This window comes from Paenibacillus sp. 01T431 (assembly GCF_056398625.1).
The window spans coordinates 166,725-182,677 of sequence record NZ_JBFTPT010000015.1; the positions used below are offsets into that span (position 1 = coordinate 166,725).

Sequence of the window (15,953 nt, forward strand, 5' to 3'; positions counted from 1 at the left end):
TTATCTTAGCTTCTTTTTTTGTGTGCATTATGTTTCAAGCAGCTCGCCATCGCCCCGAACAACAGCAGCTTGATGAGGCTCATTCGGATGAAAATAGCCTTTGCCTCGGAAGGTTTGCCCACTGCTGGCGACAGCAGTAAGCTCAATTCCGATATCCTCATTTCTGCCAAACCATGCTAATAGCTCACGATCGCCAACGCCATTTATATCCACGTACCATAATCGATCCCCATACTCCGTAACTCGAACGAGCTCAGCGGAAGTAAAAGAAAGCTGAATCGTCTTTTGCTGATATGTCATTTCAAATGCGATTAATTCGAATGTTTCCAAGGTGAAGTCCTCCTGAATAATTGCTTCATGCAGCCGATCATGGGACTCGCAGCATGTCTGTTAACGATTGTAATGTTACTGGCTTATTAATGCAACATTACACTTCCAATAATCGTCAGATTAGGAAACGTAAATATAAATAAAAAGGGGCTGAAGGAATGAAAGCGGGTCATTCTCTCAACAAGGATGTTAGACAAAGAAAAAGATTGGGCTGGATTACCGTTGTTTTGCTTTCCCTGTTTCTTGTATTAAGCGCGTGCTCTTCCTCTAAGAATGATGCCTCGAACAGTGGTAACCGAGACATGGAATACAAAAGCAGTTCGGAGAGTGTAGCTCCGGGCAAAGGAGAAGCTACTACAAGTGGTGAGGATCGAAAATCCATTAGTGTGGAGCCTCTAAGACAAAAAGAGGGGGGCAAACGCGGGTATTCAAATCCAGACAAAATAGAGCAGGCCGGGCAACTAACTGCTGGCGAATGGGATGATATAGCTGCTTGGGATCGCTTTGGCAATTTACTCAACTCGCAAGAAGGGGATAGCAGCAAGCGGGTATGGCAGTTCTGGAATTTTAACCGCCTTGAGGTTATCGTCACAGCTGGAGGCAAAGCATTGTCAGATGCACAGGTAGAACTATACGCAGGCAAGAAGACGATATGGAAGGCGCGTACAAACACGGAGGGCAGAGCCTATGTGTATGCAGGTTTATTTGAAAGTGATACGGCGAACTTAGGCCGTTATACTGTTAAAGTGCAATCGGGTCAAGAAAGCAAGACGACGCAGGAGATCGACATCCCACAGCAAGGCAGCATTAAAGTTGATTTAAGTAAAAGTACAGCGCTGTCAGATCAGGTAGACATCATGTTTGTTGTGGATACGACAGGCTCCATGGAAGATGAGCTAAATTATTTGGAAGCGGAGCTTAAGGATGTTGTGAAGCGAGTGTCCGATGAGCATGCAAATCAGCTTGGTATTCGTATTAGCGCAAACTTTTACAAAGACAAGCATGATGATTATATCGTCAAGCCGTATCCATTCACTACGGACATAAATAAAGTGATAGATCAATTTAGCAAGCAAAAGGCGGATGGGGGCGGAGATTATCCCGAGGCTGTTGATCAGGCGCTGCGCGATGCGCTTCATGAGCATGAGTGGAGCAAGGATGCTAGAGCGCGTCTGCTGTTTCTCGTTCTAGACGCACCGCCTCATGATGAACCACAGGTTATCGACGAGATAAAGCAGCTTACAGAGGATGCGGCAGAGCAAGGGGTTAGAATTATACCTGTAGCTTCTAGCGGAGTGAGTGCAGAGACGGAATATTTGATGCGTTTCATGGCAACAGCGACGGGCGGCACGTATTTGTTTTTAACCGATGACAGCGGTATTGGCAGTGATCACCTAGAGCCAGCAGTAGGCGAATATGAGGTTAAGCTGCTCAATGATTTGCTTGTTGAAGTCATTAATCGTTATGTTCAGCAGTAGTTTTCTTCATTATAAAAAGGGCAATTCCTCGGCAGCCAAAGCTGGTTGAGGGATTGCCCTTTATTTGAATCTGTAAAGTCACATTTATGACTAAGAAGCTCTTAAAGGAGCATGCAGATACCTAGTCAGGAAGGCATGTTAATAAAGCTTGCCTTGACGATACAGCACGGTTGACAGCTTCATAACCGCATGATTATAACAATTTTGACGCAGCGGGAAAGGGTCGCCGAAGAAAGCGGGCAGAATGCCGTTTAACGTTGTTTGCATTTTCTCATACAACATCTTATACACCTGTTCCTCGGTGAAAAATTGGGTTTCTCTCCCTTGCAGCCATTCGAAATAGGAGACGATAACACCGCCGGCGTTTGCAAGAATGTCGGGAATAATGATGGTGCCCTTTGCAGTCAGCACCTCATCAGCCTCGCCAGTGACAGGGGCATTCGCACCTTCCACAATGATGCGGGCTTTTACTTGATCGACGTTGTCCTTGCGAACTTGCTCCTCAAGTGCAGCAAGAATAAGCACATCTACATCTAAATAAAGGACTTCTTCGCGGCCAAGAATTTGGGCTTTCATATCAAGCTCAGACAGCGCGGCTTCGTCGGAAGGCAAATCACCTTGGTGAAGCGATGCGTATTCAAGCAATGAAGGGACAGAGAGACCATCTGGATTGTATAACGTGACGTTGCGATCACTTACAGCTACTACTTTATTGTTTAAATAAGAGCATTTATATGCTTCCATTGCAGCGACTGAACCAACGTTGCCGAAGCCTTGAACGGCGATCGACAGCGGCTTGTCCGCATGCGCTAACGCGGTTTGCACAAACGGGTTTGTGCTGCCAGCTAGCCAGCTGCTTTGCTCTTTAAGAAAATCATAAAGCATGTAACGGAAAGTGAAATAAACGCCTTTTCCGGTAGCTTCTCTGCGGCCTAAAGACCCGCCGTTAATGACGCTTTTGCCGGTGAAGCTGCCGAGGTAAGGATGACCAGGATGAATGCTTTTGTACTCGGCCATCATCCAGTCCATTTCACGCTCGCCGGTTCCCATATCAGGTGCCGGAATATCTTTGTCAGGCCCAAGCACGTCACTGAAATATTGCACGTATTTTTTGCAAATGAGATAAAGCTCTCTAGCGGAATAGGAGCGTGGATTAATAACGACTCCACCTTTACCTCCGCCGAAAGGCACCTCGTGAAGCGCGTTTTTGAGCGTCATTAGCGCAGCTAGATTTGTTACTTCATCTTCGCTTACGGATTCGTGAAACCGAATTCCGCCTTTATAAGGCCCGAGTGTATCGTTATGCTGTATGCGATAGGCCGGAATTCGAACGACATTGCCGTTATCTACCGTAATGCGCAAAAAAGCTTTATGAACTTTATTTGGCGTGGAAAGAATAGCAGCAAGTGATAAGAATGCTTGCTCACGTGCTTGAGCTTGTAAATTTGGTAAAAAAGCAGGGTCTCCCATTAGTGCGTTTAAGGATTGCTGTACGATGGCTCCTGTTTGGCTTGCCATAACTAAACGACCTCCTATGTATTCAGGAATGAGATTTTTTCAAGCTGCAGCGTATAATTGCCAAAGGATATGAGGCAGATACGCTAGCAACTGAACTCTAACTGTAACATATTGGAACGTTATAAGCCAAAACTAGGGAAAGCTTGATGTGCCAATGGTTACAAAATCATAGGGATTCAGCTTCGAATCCACTCTTATTAAGCTGGGTAACAGGAAAACTTCCCGTTATATTAGCGAATAAACGCCTTGCAACACAAATAACAGGAAAAACTCCAGCTTATTTCGATGCAAATGACTCATTAGTGGTCTTTTGCAGAAATTAACGGGAGTTTTTCCGTTTCAAGCATGGTAGAAGCAGCATTTGAGCGAGTTTAACAGCAGAAATTCCTGTTAGAATAAACAATTGGCGGCCGAGCGTGATCATTAAATATGCTATGTTAATTTGAGCAATAACGATCCGTGTGGAGGCAGAGAGAATGACAGCTCGTTCAAGCTCCCGAGATTCTCTTGTGTCCAAAGATTGCGTACGAGCGGAGCATCGGCTAAACCAAGCTGCGCAAGCGTCACGGCAACCGTATCCTCTTGATCACTCGCATTAAACAAAGCAACGTACAATGCATCATCGCCCTGTGCTGTCCATGCAATACGGTCCTGTTCTCGATAAAGCTGGCGTGCACCGCGTCCATTCCGATGAAGGGATAATACTTCCTCATTTGTGAGCAATGACAGCGTCCATTCGTCGTTGTCCCGCATTTCACCGCCAAACATAAGCGGCGATCGGAAAATAGCCCATAGCGACATCATCGTTACCTGCTCGTCCCGTGTAAATCTTGTCCAGCGATCGCTGCCTCCGCCATCTACAGAACGAATGCCCAAATGCCCCAGCGGCAGCATATCGCAATCCGGCCACGCTCCATCCCGAGCATGCGGCGCCCACTTCTCGCAGCGCTCAAACATCTCATAAAGCAGGTGCCACAAATCCCAGTAATCATCTGTCATTCGCCACATATTCGCATGCTCTGCAAGCGGACCCGCATGTTCGAGAGGAGCAGGACCAGGCGATAGGCTAAGCACCATCGGTCTGCCGCATTGTTCTATTGCGTGATGAATAAGCTTGATTTCATCCAAATGAATGCCGTAAATTCTGGAAGCGGCAATATCATCCACTTTAACGAAATCGACACCCCATGAAGCGTATAAATCAAATAACGAATTATAATATTGCTGTGCGCCCTCTTTGGAAGCATCAACGCCATACATGTCTGTGTTCCACGGGCAGATCGAATTCGGATGTGCAATCTGGCGAGCGGTTATGTTTGTTCCAAGCAGGCTGGTGTCTGCATGAACGGCTTGACGAGGAATGCCCCTCATAATATGGATACCGAATTTTAGCCCGAGTGAATGAACATAATCAGCTAGAGGTTTGAAGCCTTGACCGTTCGCAGCGGATGGAAATCGGTTAGCTGCGGGCTGCAAGCGGGAATACTCATCCATCTCAAGCGGAACGAAAGGACGATATTGGGACGAATTTGCCCCTGGCTCATACCACTGAATATCAACAATGACATATTCCCAGCCATAATCTCGCAGATGTTCGGCCATATATGCCGCATTTCCGCGAACCTCGTCTTCTCTCACACTTGCGCCATAGCAGTCCCAGCTGTTCCAGCCCATAGGCGGAGTTGCTGCATAGTGATGATGTTTGGAAGTTGTATACATTTGATTTCGTCCTCTCTTATCGTAATATTGCTCTATACGACAATCGTAAAACGAAACGTTAGTCGATGACTAGCGTAATTTATTGCGTTGATATGTAAAATATTGCTCTTCAATCGAACTGTAAACGATCGATTGAAGGAAGCTCCTTGGCTAAGCGGAAATCAGCAGGAGGGAAGCCGACGCGGCTTCGAAATACTTTACTAAAGTAGCTGCCGCTCGAGTAACCAACCGTATGAGCGATTTCTTCGACCGTGAGGCTGCTGCTCCTAAGCAGCTGAACAGCCTTCTCGATTCGGAGCTTCGTTACAAAGTCCATTGGTGACATGCCTGTCGTCTTCGTGAACATTCGCGTAAAATAATATTTAGACAATCCAGCCGCAGCTGCGACATCATCTAAGCTTTGCAAACGATGGAATTCAGCTTCCATATAAGCTGTTGCCTGCTTAATTTGTAGTGGCCAATTCATTTTCTCCTGCTGCTGCAGCGTACTTGATTGCAGCAGTTCCATCATAAGACGATAAATAAGAGATGATGCTTGGTAGCTGTTCTGAATACGATTGCTGCGAGCCTCTGCATATAAATGTTGAAGGCTGCGAACGACAGCGCTTATAGGCTCAAATGTTGGTGTGGCACCGACGGCATGCAGCAGCTCAGACCACAGCGCTTGCATATGCTGCTGGCGGAATAATACAAAATAAAAAGTCCAGTGGTCGCTCGACTGCGGCAAGCAATAGTGATGATCTCCAGGGATTTCTACAAGGAAAGCATTGCCTGCATAGAGATCATGCGTTTCATCCCCGAGTCTGAATTGACCGAAGCCGGAGACGGTATATTGGAATAAGTAAAGCGGGCCGTCAATTCGTTTCATCCCGTCCCAGCAGTAGTTAGTCTCTGTTACCTCTTGATAGCCGGTTGCAAATAACTGATAGATGGGAAGCTGCGGCGGGTCTTGAAATCGATAACCATATACACCGTAGGGCTGATTCATCATCACTTGGAATAATCACCTCGAAGGAAGACGGATTTTCAATCTAGTATTTCATGATGGAAGGTGCTCGAGAAGAGATGCGGCAAATACCTGTTTTTATTTACGGTTCGTTACTGCCTGGTCAAAGCAATCATCATTTTGTTTCATCCTATGTGCAATCGATTCGACCTGGAAAGATCGCAGGGAGACTGGTGGATTGCGGAGATTATCCAGCGGCCGTTCGAGATGCTATTGCTAAAGAGTGCAATAGTATTATAAGCGGTCAATGGATAGTCGTCGATAGAGAAGGACTTGCATCCATGGATGAGCTCGAGCAATTTTATGGTCACGAGGAGCAAAATGATTATGAAAGGGTATGGGTTGCTGACGCAAAGGATAAGCTTGTTTCAGGCTGGGTGTACGTTTGGGAATCCGATAGAGGCTGCCCGGCAATCGCGGATGAATACTGGCCGCTATTTTTCGCTCGTAAAATAAGGGGCATTTTATAAAAAAAGACATAGCCTCTGTGAATTGCACAGGAGCCATGCCGTTGATTACGCCTTAATATGCTGTTTAGGCTTTATCTTTTTCATTATCTGCGTCTGCGGCATAAGCAATTAATGCGACTTCTGAGCCATAAGTTTTAGTCAATTGCTGCTCCAGCTTGCGAATGGCATCGAGCGCATCGCTTTGGTTATTTAATTCAGCGAGATGATAGTCCTTGTCCATCATTAGGGTTCACGTCCTTAAATTCATGGTTTTAATAGTAGAATGGGCATAAAAGTAGGTTGCTATACTTTTTTGCTTGACCGAACTGCAATTGTTCTTTTTAGAGCGGTCGAGTACACTGAAACAGTATGACATAAAGGGATGTGACATCTATGGGAAAATATTTGCTCCAACTAAAACAAATGGCGTCCGGCAGATGGGCGAAATATATGGCAATGGTACTATTGTTTCTTCTGATCGCCGCTGCTGCTTCTTTGTGGGTATCGCCGCCGCAGGCTTTTGCACAGCTGTATTCCGGAATGGAAGAAACAAATTTTGATCCTCACAAGCAGGTTGGCCATAATCATTCGGACGGGACACAATCAGAAGCAGGAATAACCGTTTCGCAAGCTTTATTTTACACGGTTAGAGCGATTTATTATGCTGCCTTTATGTTCGCTGCTGGATTAATGCTTTGGTCCATAACGCTGCCAAAGGATGAGGAATCCACTCTGAGCAAGCTCGTGCAAAAATGGAGCATCTATTCGCTTAGAGGATTGCTGCTTGCCGTGTTGCTATTCGTATTTGTTCATGCGAGTCAATTAATGAAGGGATATGACGGCGGTAATTCGAATGAATGGGTCCGCTTGCTGACGGAGACGTCCACCGGACAATCGTGGCTTGCACTGATCGTACTTTCGCTGCTTGGATTTACGGTTCTGCGAATGCATGATTCACTCAAAATGATTTGGGCTCTGCTGCTTATTGCGGTTGAAAGCTTTAATGGGCATGTTAATGCACTTCCAAGCAATACGTTTGCTATAGTGTTCGACTTCATACATATCGTCTGCTCTGCTTTGTGGGCTGGCGGATTAATGCTGCTATTGCTATTGTGGCGGACTGATCGCAAGGAGGCAGGGAGATTCGCCGAGCGATTTACGAAGGTCGCATGGCTGACAATAGTGCTCCTATCGATTAGTGGAATTGGCATGACGGCACTTCTTCTTCCAAGCTGGCGCTATTTGTTTTATACAAGCTGGGGGTTCATGCTGCTTGCCAAATCAGGATTGGTACTGATTGTTGCTTGCGTTGGATTTCTGCTGCATAGGCGTGCCAAACAGCAAAAGCTGCCTAACGGCAAGCTGCTGAAGCTGGATGGACTTTTGATGGCTTTGGTGCTGATTCTTGCAAGCATCTTCACTTACGTAAGTCCGGTTCCCGATACAGAGCCGTTATCCTATCATAAAATGGGTGAAACGCTCCATTACACGGTAATCATAACGCCAAATGGACCTGGTCCAAATGACGTAAAATTAAAAATTTGGCTGCCTAAGACGCTTGGTTCGCCGGCATCTGTACAATTTCTGCTTCGTACGCCGGACAATCCGAAGAAAGCGGATATCAACGTTCCAGTGCGCGGCGCCAGCGGGGAAAATTATTTAGCTTTCCCAGGGTTTTTAGAAACGGATTATGAATCCGATAAGTTCGAGCTGCCTACACGCGGGGCATGGGAAGCAGAACTGATCATTACGGATCAGACTGGCGCAGTAACGAAGCAGTTGATTCCGTTTCGGAATGACTAATGGGGAGAAAGGGAGCTGAGCAGATGTCGTATAAATGGCTGAAATGGCTAATTTTATGGATTCCGACGGTCGCTATCGGGCTATGGGAGTATTTGCGCCACGCACTGCTGCTCCCGTTCATTTCGATGGATCTCGGCAATTTGCTCGCGCCTGTTTTTGTTTTTATTATTTCGCTGACGCTGCTCCGTGCGTTATTCGCTAAGCTGGAGCAAACGCAAGAGACGCTGCAGCGCGAGCGTATTGTCAAGGCGGCTCTTGAGGAACGTGAGCAGCTCGCTCGCGAGCTTCATGATGGCATATCACAATCGTTGTTTATGCTATCGGTTAAGCTGGACAAGCTGGAGCGGGCGGAGTCCGCTTCTGATGCACAGCAAACGACGGATCAGATTAGAAAAACCGTGAGGCATGTATATGATGACGTCAGACAATCTATTGCCAATTTACACGATGCGCCTTTACCAGCCGATATGTCATGGATGCAAAGCATCCACCATTTAACCGTTGAAATGGAACAGACCTCGGGCATTCAAACAACAGTGGAGTGGCATGTACAGGACGGCTTGTTGTCCTATAAGCAGAAGGTCGAATTACTGGCCATTATGCGTGAGGCTCTTATGAACGTACAGAAGCATGCGAAAGCAAAACAAATTGTCATTCAAGGTGAAGGAGTCGGAAGCTCCGATATGACGCCAAATACTTTCCGCTGCTCCATTCTCGATGATGGTATAGGGGCTGAGAAGGAGAAGCTTCACGGCAAAGGCAAGTATGGGGTCAAAATGATGCAGGAGCGAGCAGCTGCGATGGGCTGGACGATGACGGTACAGCAGACGAAACCGCAGGGTACAAAAGTCGAAATCATCGGAAGGAGTGATGCCAAATGACGGATAAAACGGCTAAGGTACGCGTTTTTTTAGTAGATGACCATCCCCACGGCCGGGAAGGCATACGCGATATAGTATTAAGCGATGACTCATTTGAAGTAATAGGGGAAGCGGCAAGCGGCGAGGAGGCAATCGCTGCGATCGAAGAATTACAGCCCGATTTGGTGCTTATGGACATTAATATGCCTGGCATTGGCGGACTCGAAGCGACGCAGCGGCTGAAGCTGCTCATGCCCTCATTAAAAATTGTCATGGTCACGGTCTCCGATGACATTACTAATTTATTCGAAGCGATTAAGCGAGGAGCGCAGGGTTATTTGCTCAAAAATCTTGCGCCATCCTCATGGATGGAATATTTGCGAGCGATATCTTTAGATGAAGCACCGATGTCGAAGGAGCTTGCCTTTCGCATGCTGCAGGAATTTTCGAAAATGAAGCCGCAGGAGACGAAGCATCTTGTGAATAAACCTCAAACGCTGGATAAAAATGCGTCTATTATTACGACTCCGCTGACCGACCGGGAGAAAGAAGTGCTTGAGCGGGTGGCTACAGGCGCTTCCAATCGTGAAATTGCAGGCGAGCTGTGCTTGTCGGAGCATACGGTAAAAAACCATCTGAAAAATATTTTGCAAAAGCTTCATCTCGCTAATCGCGTACAGTTGACGATTTACGCCTTTGAGCAGGGGCTTGTTGAACGTTAAAACTTTTGCTGAGGATGCACTTCAAACTATTCGACAAAAATAGCAGGATTCCAACAAAATTCGTAGAACTACTAGATTCATATCTTGCTTAGTTTCTGCTCGTATAGGTCAGATTCAATTTGGGGGGTAGTAAATGTCGAACGATTGGCAATTTCCCATCGATCGTGAAATTAAGCTGTACAATCGGCTGGATGAGCTTCAGCGTCTGAATGAAGGGCTTGAACAAATCGGTGCCGAGGCGGGCTGGTCTGAACGCGCAGTTCTCGACTTGTCTCTAGCATGCGAGGAGCTTGTCATCAACATTGTAAACTACGGCTTCCCATCTGGGGGAGAGCATCATATTGACGTCATTATTCAAGCTTCACCAACCAGCGTTGAAGTGAAAATAGAAGACGGGGGCGTTCCCTTTAATCCGCTGCAGGAGGCTGATCCTAGAGCACTATTAGAGCTCGAGCTGGAGGATCGTCCGATTGGCGGCTTGGGTATTTTTTTTGTGAAAAGGTTAATGGATGACATTCATTATGAATATGCGGGCGGTTTGAATCGCTTCCGCATGCGCAAGCAATTCGTACTTAATAGCAATGGCGATAAGCGGGAGGAAGCAGACATATGAACATTCAAGCAACGGAGTTAAATGGCATTACGATTATTCCACTAGAGGGAAGATTGGATGGAAATAATGCGACGATAGCGGAGCAAGCTTTCTTGAAGCTATTTGCAGAAGGCAAGCAGCAATTTATTTTTGATTTTACGGATTTGCAATACATAAGCAGTGCGGGACTGCGCGTTATACTGGTGGCGGCTAAGAAGCTTAGAGCCTCTAAAGGACAGATGGTTTGCGCATGTCTCGGCGAGCAAGTCTATGATGTATTTGAAATGTCGGGTTTTACAACCATATTGGATATGGCGAAGACACGGGAAGAAGCGCTAGTCAAACTGGGAGCAGGGGCTTAATGATGGTTCAGCTGAAGCTAGAGAGGCGGTAACGGTCTTGTCAGTACTCTATTTAATATTCGGAGCTGCGGGCCTTGGCGCTGCGGCATATTTATTCGTTTGCAATCGTCGTCTTACCGCAAAGCTGAGGCGTGCGGAAATGCTGTATGATTTAAGCACGCAGGTTCATTCCTCGCTGCATCAGCCGGAGCTAATAAATTCGGTAAATGCAGCAGCGAAGCAGCTTATATTCGCAGAAGAGGCAGCGGTTGGTCTGGTCGATGACTGGGATTCGCAAGATAATGAGCTTACAAAAACCATGGATCATAGCGTCGGCGATAAGGTAAGCGTGCCGATGATGGCGAGAGGCCGCAAGGTGGGTGTTCTGGAAGCAACCGCTAAGATCGGCGGAGCTCGATTTAGTAGGGCAGATCATGAGACGCTTACTCAGTTCGCAAGGCCTCTGGCATTAGCACTGGATAATGCTAGACTCTATGAAGCGCTTGAGGAGTCGGTGGGGGAGCTGCAAATGGCAACAGCACTCAAGGATCGCCTTGAGAATGAGCTGCAAATTGCCGGCAGCATTCAGCTCAGCTTTCTTCCTACGACAATGCCTTCCGCAAATGAACCTTTTGACGTTTGTGCACTGTTGAAGTCAGCGAAAGAGGTAGGAGGCGACTTCTACAACTTTTTCAAAATAGACGAGGAGCATCTGTTTTTCACACTAGGTGACGTGTCGGATAAAGGAATACCGGCTGCGCTGTTCATGGCGATGACGCTTTCGTTAATTAAAGGGAAAATGAATGCGAAGCTGTCGCCAGGCGAGCTGCTGGAAATGGTCAACGATGAGCTTTGTACGGACAATGCGCAGCTATTCGCAACGATCATATGCGGCGTGCTGAACATTGCGACTGGCGAGGTTGTGCTTAGCGATGGCGGACATTGTACTCCTTACATTGTCAAAGCGGACGGCTCCGTTCTGCCGATTAAGCTCCCCAAAGGCATCCCGCTTGGTTCTTTCCCGGAATTCACTTATCGGAATCAGACCATCGAGCTTGAGCATGGCGATCGTTTTGTCCTCTACACCGATGGTATTACCGAGGCTGAGAACGAACTGCAAGAGCAGTATTCCACTAGTCGTTTACAAAATTTCTTATCTCAAACGTCCGGTTATTCTAGCGCTGAAATCATCGATGCGCTGCTGATGGACGTGTTCATGTTCGCGGACGGAGCTCCACAATCCGACGATATTGCGGTACTTTGCCTCATGCGCCGATAAGCGTAATGCATTCATATAAGGGTGAACCATCATGCGATTTTATGAAACAGGATTCGATTATTTACGTGACGAGCTCGCTTTGCTGGAACAAGGGCTGCGAGTTCTTCTTGCAGATTTTGAGAGCAAGGAAATCGATGGTCAAACGCCAATGTCAATGCGCGGCCTCGTCGTTAATGCTATCGATATAGAACGATCGTTTCTAGGAAACGAGTCTTTACAGGAAGAAGATGCACTAGCTTCGTTTAGACAATTTCGCGTAGAGGCGGAACGACAGTTTTCACAGCACATCCATGACAGCGTAAGCGAGGGAGCAAGGCTCCCGTTCGCTTATTTGTCATGGACTCTTCGTCTTTCGACATGGGAAAAACGCTGCGTTATGTTATGCCTTGCAGCTGAGCTTGATTCACGTTATGAAAGCTGGTTTGGCTATTTGAATGACGACGTTACGCTGCGGGTGCCTACTGCGGAGCTTGCGCTGCGATTGTTAGGAGATTCGAAAGAAGAGTTTTATCATGCTCGTTCGCTGCTCGCAGGTTATTCGACCCTTGGCAGATTTGTACTGAGATCAGGCAGAGCGGCAGTACCCGCTGAGAGAAGCATGCTGAAGCAGCCGCTGCGCATGGACGCCCGTATTATCTCGTTTCTGCTGGATACTGAAAAGCTGGATTCCAGAATTGAAGACGTTTGTACCTTATACGATGGGGCGAGGTCAGCTCCAGAGCTGGCGTTTAATTTCGAGCTTCAAGACATGCTGTTGCAAATTGTGCAAAGGGAACGATCCTTCAAGGGAGACAAAGCATTCACTCAAGATGATGAGAATGAGCAGTATGAAATACCGTTTATTCAGTTAAGCGGACCTTCGGGCGCCGGCAAAAAGCTGCATGCCAGACATCTGGCTCAGTCTTTGGAGCAGCCGCTGCTGCTTGTCAAGCTAGACAAGCTTGCTAAGGATGAAGATGCGATGACGGAGCAGTTGAACAATATTGTACGTGAATCGCTCTTATCTGTAGCTGTTTTATGCTTCGATGAGGGGGAGGGTGAAAGAAGCGCAGCTGAGGGCTGGCCTCATCAGCAGGAAAGGGTTCGCAAGGCGCTTACTAACTATATAGAATTAGCAAGGCTCCCTGTCGTGTTATGGCTGACGCGTGTAGAAAGGCGTGCCTCACAGCTGCCGCTTCCAGCGTTTTCTGCATTAACGAGCCACACTGTGCATGTTCCTAACGCAGAAGTGCGATTGCAGCTCTGGCAGCGCTGCAGCGATGAAAGAGCGGATCGTAGTCTGCTCAGACATTTAGCCGATAAGTATGCTTTTACAGCTGGGCAGATCGAGGGAATGAGCAAACAAGCAGATCGCCTAGCTTACCATCACAAGCACGAGTTCCCTACACTTGATGATTATGCCCATGCCTCGCGAACACAGGTTCAGCATCGTTTGTCCGAGCTTGCGGAGAAGCAACGGCTAGTTCGGCGATGGGATGATCTGATATTGCCAGAGGAGCCGCTGGAGCTTCTTAAGGATGCGTGCAGCAGGCATAAGCATAGCGAAACGGTGTTTAATCGATGGGGCTTTGGTCATAAGCTGCCTTATGGTCGAGGCTTAAGCATGTTGTTTGCTGGGCCTCCTGGCACGGGCAAAACGATGGCAGCCGAGGTCGTTGCGGGAGAGATGGGTCTAGAGCTTTACCGTATTGATCTGTCACGCGTTGTGAGCAAATATATCGGAGAAACGGAAAAAAACTTGAGAGAGCTGTTCGCTGAAGCGGAAAGCAGCGGCGCTGTCCTGTTTTTTGATGAAGGAGACTCCTTGTTCGGCAAACGAACGGAAGTAAAAGATTCAAATGATAGATTCGCGAATATGGAGGCATCCTATCTTCTGCAGCGCATTGAAAGTTTCGAGGGTATCTCGATTCTAGCAACCAATTTACTGCAAAATATGGACGAAGCTTTTTTGCGAAGAATGCAGGTAATCGTTAACTTTCCATTCCCGGATGCAGCCCATCGGGAGCAAATTTTCCGCTCGCTGCTGCCTAAGGATGCGCCGCTTGATCCTGACCTTGATCTGTCATTTCTAGCAGCGCGCATCGATGCATCGGGCGGTCATATTAAAAATATTGTCCTGTCTGCCGCGTTTATGGCTGCCTCAGAGCAAGCTTTAATCGGCATGAGGCATATGGTCCGTGCGACACGCCAAGAGCTCCACAAGATGGGGAAAATTGTCGTGAAAGAATCGTTCGAACCATATAACTAGCAAGTTTTTCTCAATAATTTGTTGTAAAATGTAGTAATTTTACTGAATTTGGTTCACGAAGTCAGGAAAATTGACATAAATTGAGTAATTTTGCGTAGTCAATTGGTAGTAGAGAAGCTATAATAGAAATCGAATACCATTTTGATTTTTTTGGGAGTGATAGGCTGATGGGTGGATATACGGTTATTGCGGATTTGGAAGCCAGCATGCTGCGCTTGCTACGTGATCATCTTACGCCTGACCCAGTGCCGCGTCCCGAGTTGATCGGAATGGCTTCGCCCCGGGATGCAGGCGATCTAGCTCTTTCCTTGTTTTTGTTCAACGTTAAGGAAAATGGCGAATCTCGCCGGACGGGCATGGTGGATCGTGGAGGCATGCTTCAGTACCCGCCGCAGGCGCTTGATTTTTATTTTTTAATGACAGCGCATTCGAGTGCGAATCGATTAACGCGTGCATTGGACGAGCATCGGATATTAGGTCGTGCTATGCAGGTCTTTTATGATAATGCCGTACTCAGCGGTACATATCTTGAAGGCACGCTTGCTGAAGGAAACGGTGCGATAAGGATGAATCTAGTCAGCATGGAAGGCGAAGATTTACTGAAGCTTTGGCAGTTCGGTGATACGCCGTACAAGCTTTCTGTCGTCTATCGCGTAGGCCCAGTCATGCTCGATTCGAATCGTGTGAAGCCGGTTTCGCGAGTTGTCGAGCGTCATATTGTGCTTGAGGAAAAGGACGGTGGCTAATATGTCACACCATCGTTCAACGAGGGTAACTCGCTGCTCGCTTGTTGTATCGCCAGTTGACGTATGGACAAGAAGGCTGCTTGCACCTTCCGCGTTATCCGTTTCACTTGAGGGCATTCATAAGAAACCCATTCGGAAGCCTGACGGGACCTTTCTGTTTCTTGACCTTCCCTCTGGCAGCTATGTGCTCTCCGTTACATCATCTGTATTCATACCCTACAGGAAACAGATTGAAACCGCTTCTATTTCAAAATTATACCCAATGATTACAGTACCGCTTTTGCCTGGTCCCAAATATGCTTATCCTGCAAATTCGACAGCTGTCACCTTTGAGTTATGTGATGCCGCTAGCAGACCTTGTGCTGATGCTGAGGTTTGGGCTTACATATGCGAGGATGCCGCAGCACGAGGAAGAATTATGCAAGATTCGCTGCTTGCTGGTGCAGATACAGCAGCAGTGGGGCAGTTGCAGGGACAGACGGTTGCAGGCGAGAGCTTGCTGCTTCGCGGTCAAGGCAATGAGGAGCTTGTGCGTGTAGCTGAGATTTTGCCCGGCAATGGACTGCGATTCGAGCAGCCATTGAAGGAAAACTATCGAAGAGGCGCGCTATTATTGCCTGCTGTTCAAACGAGCAGTGCAAATAACGGTATCGTTATTCTTCCATTTCGCGGCATACTGCCCACCAGCTTTCCTATTAAAGTGTTTGCAATTAATGAACATGGCAGCGCTGCGACCGAGTTGACGGCGCAAGCGGGTGAAGTAGTATCAGCGCAGACTTTAGTCCTTCAGTAGGATTAACTATTCTGACGCATTCCAATTGGTCTTGGGGTTGACGCGGGAGAAATATGCCTGCCATTACCT

The 15,953-nt window shown here is 47.3% G+C and carries 16 protein-coding genes; 11 read left to right on the forward strand and 5 right to left on the reverse strand.

What is annotated here, in order from left to right; translation table 11 throughout:
* Nucleotides 1-27 precede the first annotated feature (27 nt).
* Nucleotides 28-330 carry a hypothetical protein gene (locus AC1DM9_RS25715; RefSeq protein ID WP_477582932.1) on the reverse strand — a complete coding sequence of 101 codons (303 nt, stop codon included), beginning with the start codon at nt 328-330 and terminating at the stop codon, nt 28-30.
* 158 nt (nt 331-488) lie between these two features.
* Between AC1DM9_RS25715 and AC1DM9_RS25720 the strand changes: the two genes are divergently transcribed.
* Nucleotides 489-1,808 (forward strand): VWA domain-containing protein, encoded by a 1,320-nt coding sequence (locus AC1DM9_RS25720; protein WP_477582934.1) that lies wholly within the window; start codon nt 489-491, stop codon nt 1,806-1,808.
* Between the two features lie 138 nt (nt 1,809-1,946).
* On the opposite strand, the gene AC1DM9_RS25725 is transcribed toward AC1DM9_RS25720, so the two are convergent.
* From AC1DM9_RS25725 to AC1DM9_RS25735, 3 genes are all read right to left on the reverse strand, one after another.
* On the reverse strand, nt 1,947-3,326 hold the full coding sequence (locus AC1DM9_RS25725) for a Glu/Leu/Phe/Val family dehydrogenase (protein WP_339207654.1): 1,380 nt from the start codon (nt 3,324-3,326) through the stop codon (nt 1,947-1,949).
* 432 nt (nt 3,327-3,758) lie between these two features.
* Nucleotides 3,759-5,045, reverse strand: coding sequence for a glycoside hydrolase family 27 protein (locus AC1DM9_RS25730; protein WP_477582936.1), 1,287 nt, complete (start codon nt 5,043-5,045; stop codon nt 3,759-3,761).
* A gap of 109 nt (nt 5,046-5,154) precedes the next feature.
* Complete coding sequence (locus AC1DM9_RS25735; RefSeq protein ID WP_477582983.1) at nt 5,155-6,036, reverse strand: helix-turn-helix domain-containing protein; 882 nt, start codon at nt 6,034-6,036, stop codon at nt 5,155-5,157.
* 50 nt (nt 6,037-6,086) lie between these two features.
* Between AC1DM9_RS25735 and AC1DM9_RS25740 the strand changes: the two genes are divergently transcribed.
* Nucleotides 6,087-6,521 (forward strand): gamma-glutamylcyclotransferase family protein, encoded by a 435-nt coding sequence (locus tag AC1DM9_RS25740; protein WP_477582938.1) that lies wholly within the window; start codon nt 6,087-6,089, stop codon nt 6,519-6,521.
* Nucleotides 6,522-6,585: 64 nt separating this feature from the next.
* Here AC1DM9_RS25740 and AC1DM9_RS25745 read toward each other — a convergent pair whose 3' ends face one another.
* Nucleotides 6,586-6,744 carry a hypothetical protein gene (locus AC1DM9_RS25745; RefSeq protein WP_339207657.1) on the reverse strand — a complete coding sequence of 53 codons (159 nt, stop codon included), beginning with the start codon at nt 6,742-6,744 and terminating at the stop codon, nt 6,586-6,588.
* Nucleotides 6,745-6,893: 149 nt separating this feature from the next.
* Between AC1DM9_RS25745 and AC1DM9_RS25750 the strand changes: the two genes are divergently transcribed.
* The 9 genes from AC1DM9_RS25750 to AC1DM9_RS25790 all read left to right on the forward strand — a co-directional run bounded on the left by AC1DM9_RS25750 (nt 6,894) and on the right by AC1DM9_RS25790 (nt 15,884).
* Nucleotides 6,894-8,303 carry a copper resistance D family protein gene (locus AC1DM9_RS25750; RefSeq protein ID WP_477582940.1) on the forward strand — a complete coding sequence of 470 codons (1,410 nt, stop codon included), beginning with the start codon at nt 6,894-6,896 and terminating at the stop codon, nt 8,301-8,303.
* A gap of 23 nt (nt 8,304-8,326) precedes the next feature.
* Nucleotides 8,327-9,184: a sensor histidine kinase gene (locus tag AC1DM9_RS25755; protein ID WP_441879065.1), complete on the forward strand. Its 858-nt coding sequence runs from the start codon at nt 8,327-8,329 to the stop codon at nt 9,182-9,184.
* Complete coding sequence (locus tag AC1DM9_RS25760) at nt 9,181-9,885, forward strand: response regulator transcription factor (RefSeq protein ID WP_339207661.1); 705 nt, start codon at nt 9,181-9,183, stop codon at nt 9,883-9,885. Before AC1DM9_RS25755 ends, AC1DM9_RS25760 begins: the two co-directional genes overlap by 4 nt.
* A 133-nt stretch (nt 9,886-10,018) precedes the next feature.
* On the forward strand, nt 10,019-10,498 hold the full coding sequence (locus AC1DM9_RS25765) for an ATP-binding protein (RefSeq protein WP_339207663.1): 480 nt from the start codon (nt 10,019-10,021) through the stop codon (nt 10,496-10,498).
* Nucleotides 10,495-10,839, forward strand: a complete 345-nt coding sequence (locus tag AC1DM9_RS25770; RefSeq protein ID WP_441879062.1) for an STAS domain-containing protein — start codon at nt 10,495-10,497, stop codon at nt 10,837-10,839. Before AC1DM9_RS25765 ends, AC1DM9_RS25770 begins: the two co-directional genes overlap by 4 nt.
* Nucleotides 10,840-10,876: 37 nt before the next feature.
* Nucleotides 10,877-12,097 carry a PP2C family protein-serine/threonine phosphatase gene (locus AC1DM9_RS25775; protein WP_477582942.1) on the forward strand — a complete coding sequence of 407 codons (1,221 nt, stop codon included), beginning with the start codon at nt 10,877-10,879 and terminating at the stop codon, nt 12,095-12,097.
* Nucleotides 12,098-12,128: 31 nt separating this feature from the next.
* Nucleotides 12,129-14,345 (forward strand): AAA family ATPase, encoded by a 2,217-nt coding sequence (locus AC1DM9_RS25780; protein WP_477582944.1) that lies wholly within the window; start codon nt 12,129-12,131, stop codon nt 14,343-14,345.
* A 167-nt stretch (nt 14,346-14,512) separates the two neighbouring features.
* Nucleotides 14,513-15,091 (forward strand): Pvc16 family protein, encoded by a 579-nt coding sequence (locus AC1DM9_RS25785; protein WP_477582946.1) that lies wholly within the window; start codon nt 14,513-14,515, stop codon nt 15,089-15,091.
* Nucleotides 15,084-15,884 (forward strand): peptidase associated/transthyretin-like domain-containing protein, encoded by an 801-nt coding sequence (locus tag AC1DM9_RS25790; RefSeq protein ID WP_477582948.1) that lies wholly within the window; start codon nt 15,084-15,086, stop codon nt 15,882-15,884. The genes AC1DM9_RS25785 and AC1DM9_RS25790 overlap by 8 nt, the downstream gene beginning before the upstream one ends.
* Nucleotides 15,885-15,953 lie beyond the last annotated feature (69 nt).

Bases quoted from the DNA above. Each gene is read 5' to 3' on its own strand.
- AC1DM9_RS25720 (WP_477582934.1), top strand. From the start codon at position 489: ATGAAAGCGGGTCATTCTCTCAACAAGGATGTTAGACAAAGAAAAAGA.
- AC1DM9_RS25725 (WP_339207654.1), bottom strand. From the start codon at position 3,326: ATGGCAAGCCAAACAGGAGCCATCGTACAGCAATCCTTAAACGCACTA.
- AC1DM9_RS25730 (WP_477582936.1), bottom strand. From the start codon at position 5,045: ATGTATACAACTTCCAAACATCATCACTATGCAGCAACTCCGCCTATG.
- AC1DM9_RS25735 (WP_477582983.1), bottom strand. From the start codon at position 6,036: ATGATGAATCAGCCCTACGGTGTATATGGTTATCGATTTCAAGACCCG.
- AC1DM9_RS25740 (WP_477582938.1), top strand. From the start codon at position 6,087: ATGATGGAAGGTGCTCGAGAAGAGATGCGGCAAATACCTGTTTTTATT.
- AC1DM9_RS25745 (WP_339207657.1), bottom strand. From the start codon at position 6,744: ATGATGGACAAGGACTATCATCTCGCTGAATTAAATAACCAAAGCGAT.
- AC1DM9_RS25750 (WP_477582940.1), top strand. From the start codon at position 6,894: ATGGGAAAATATTTGCTCCAACTAAAACAAATGGCGTCCGGCAGATGG.
- AC1DM9_RS25755 (WP_441879065.1), top strand. From the start codon at position 8,327: ATGTCGTATAAATGGCTGAAATGGCTAATTTTATGGATTCCGACGGTC.
- AC1DM9_RS25760 (WP_339207661.1), top strand. From the start codon at position 9,181: ATGACGGATAAAACGGCTAAGGTACGCGTTTTTTTAGTAGATGACCAT.
- AC1DM9_RS25765 (WP_339207663.1), top strand. From the start codon at position 10,019: ATGTCGAACGATTGGCAATTTCCCATCGATCGTGAAATTAAGCTGTAC.
- AC1DM9_RS25770 (WP_441879062.1), top strand. From the start codon at position 10,495: ATGAACATTCAAGCAACGGAGTTAAATGGCATTACGATTATTCCACTA.
- AC1DM9_RS25780 (WP_477582944.1), top strand. From the start codon at position 12,129: ATGCGATTTTATGAAACAGGATTCGATTATTTACGTGACGAGCTCGCT.
- AC1DM9_RS25785 (WP_477582946.1), top strand. From the start codon at position 14,513: ATGGGTGGATATACGGTTATTGCGGATTTGGAAGCCAGCATGCTGCGC.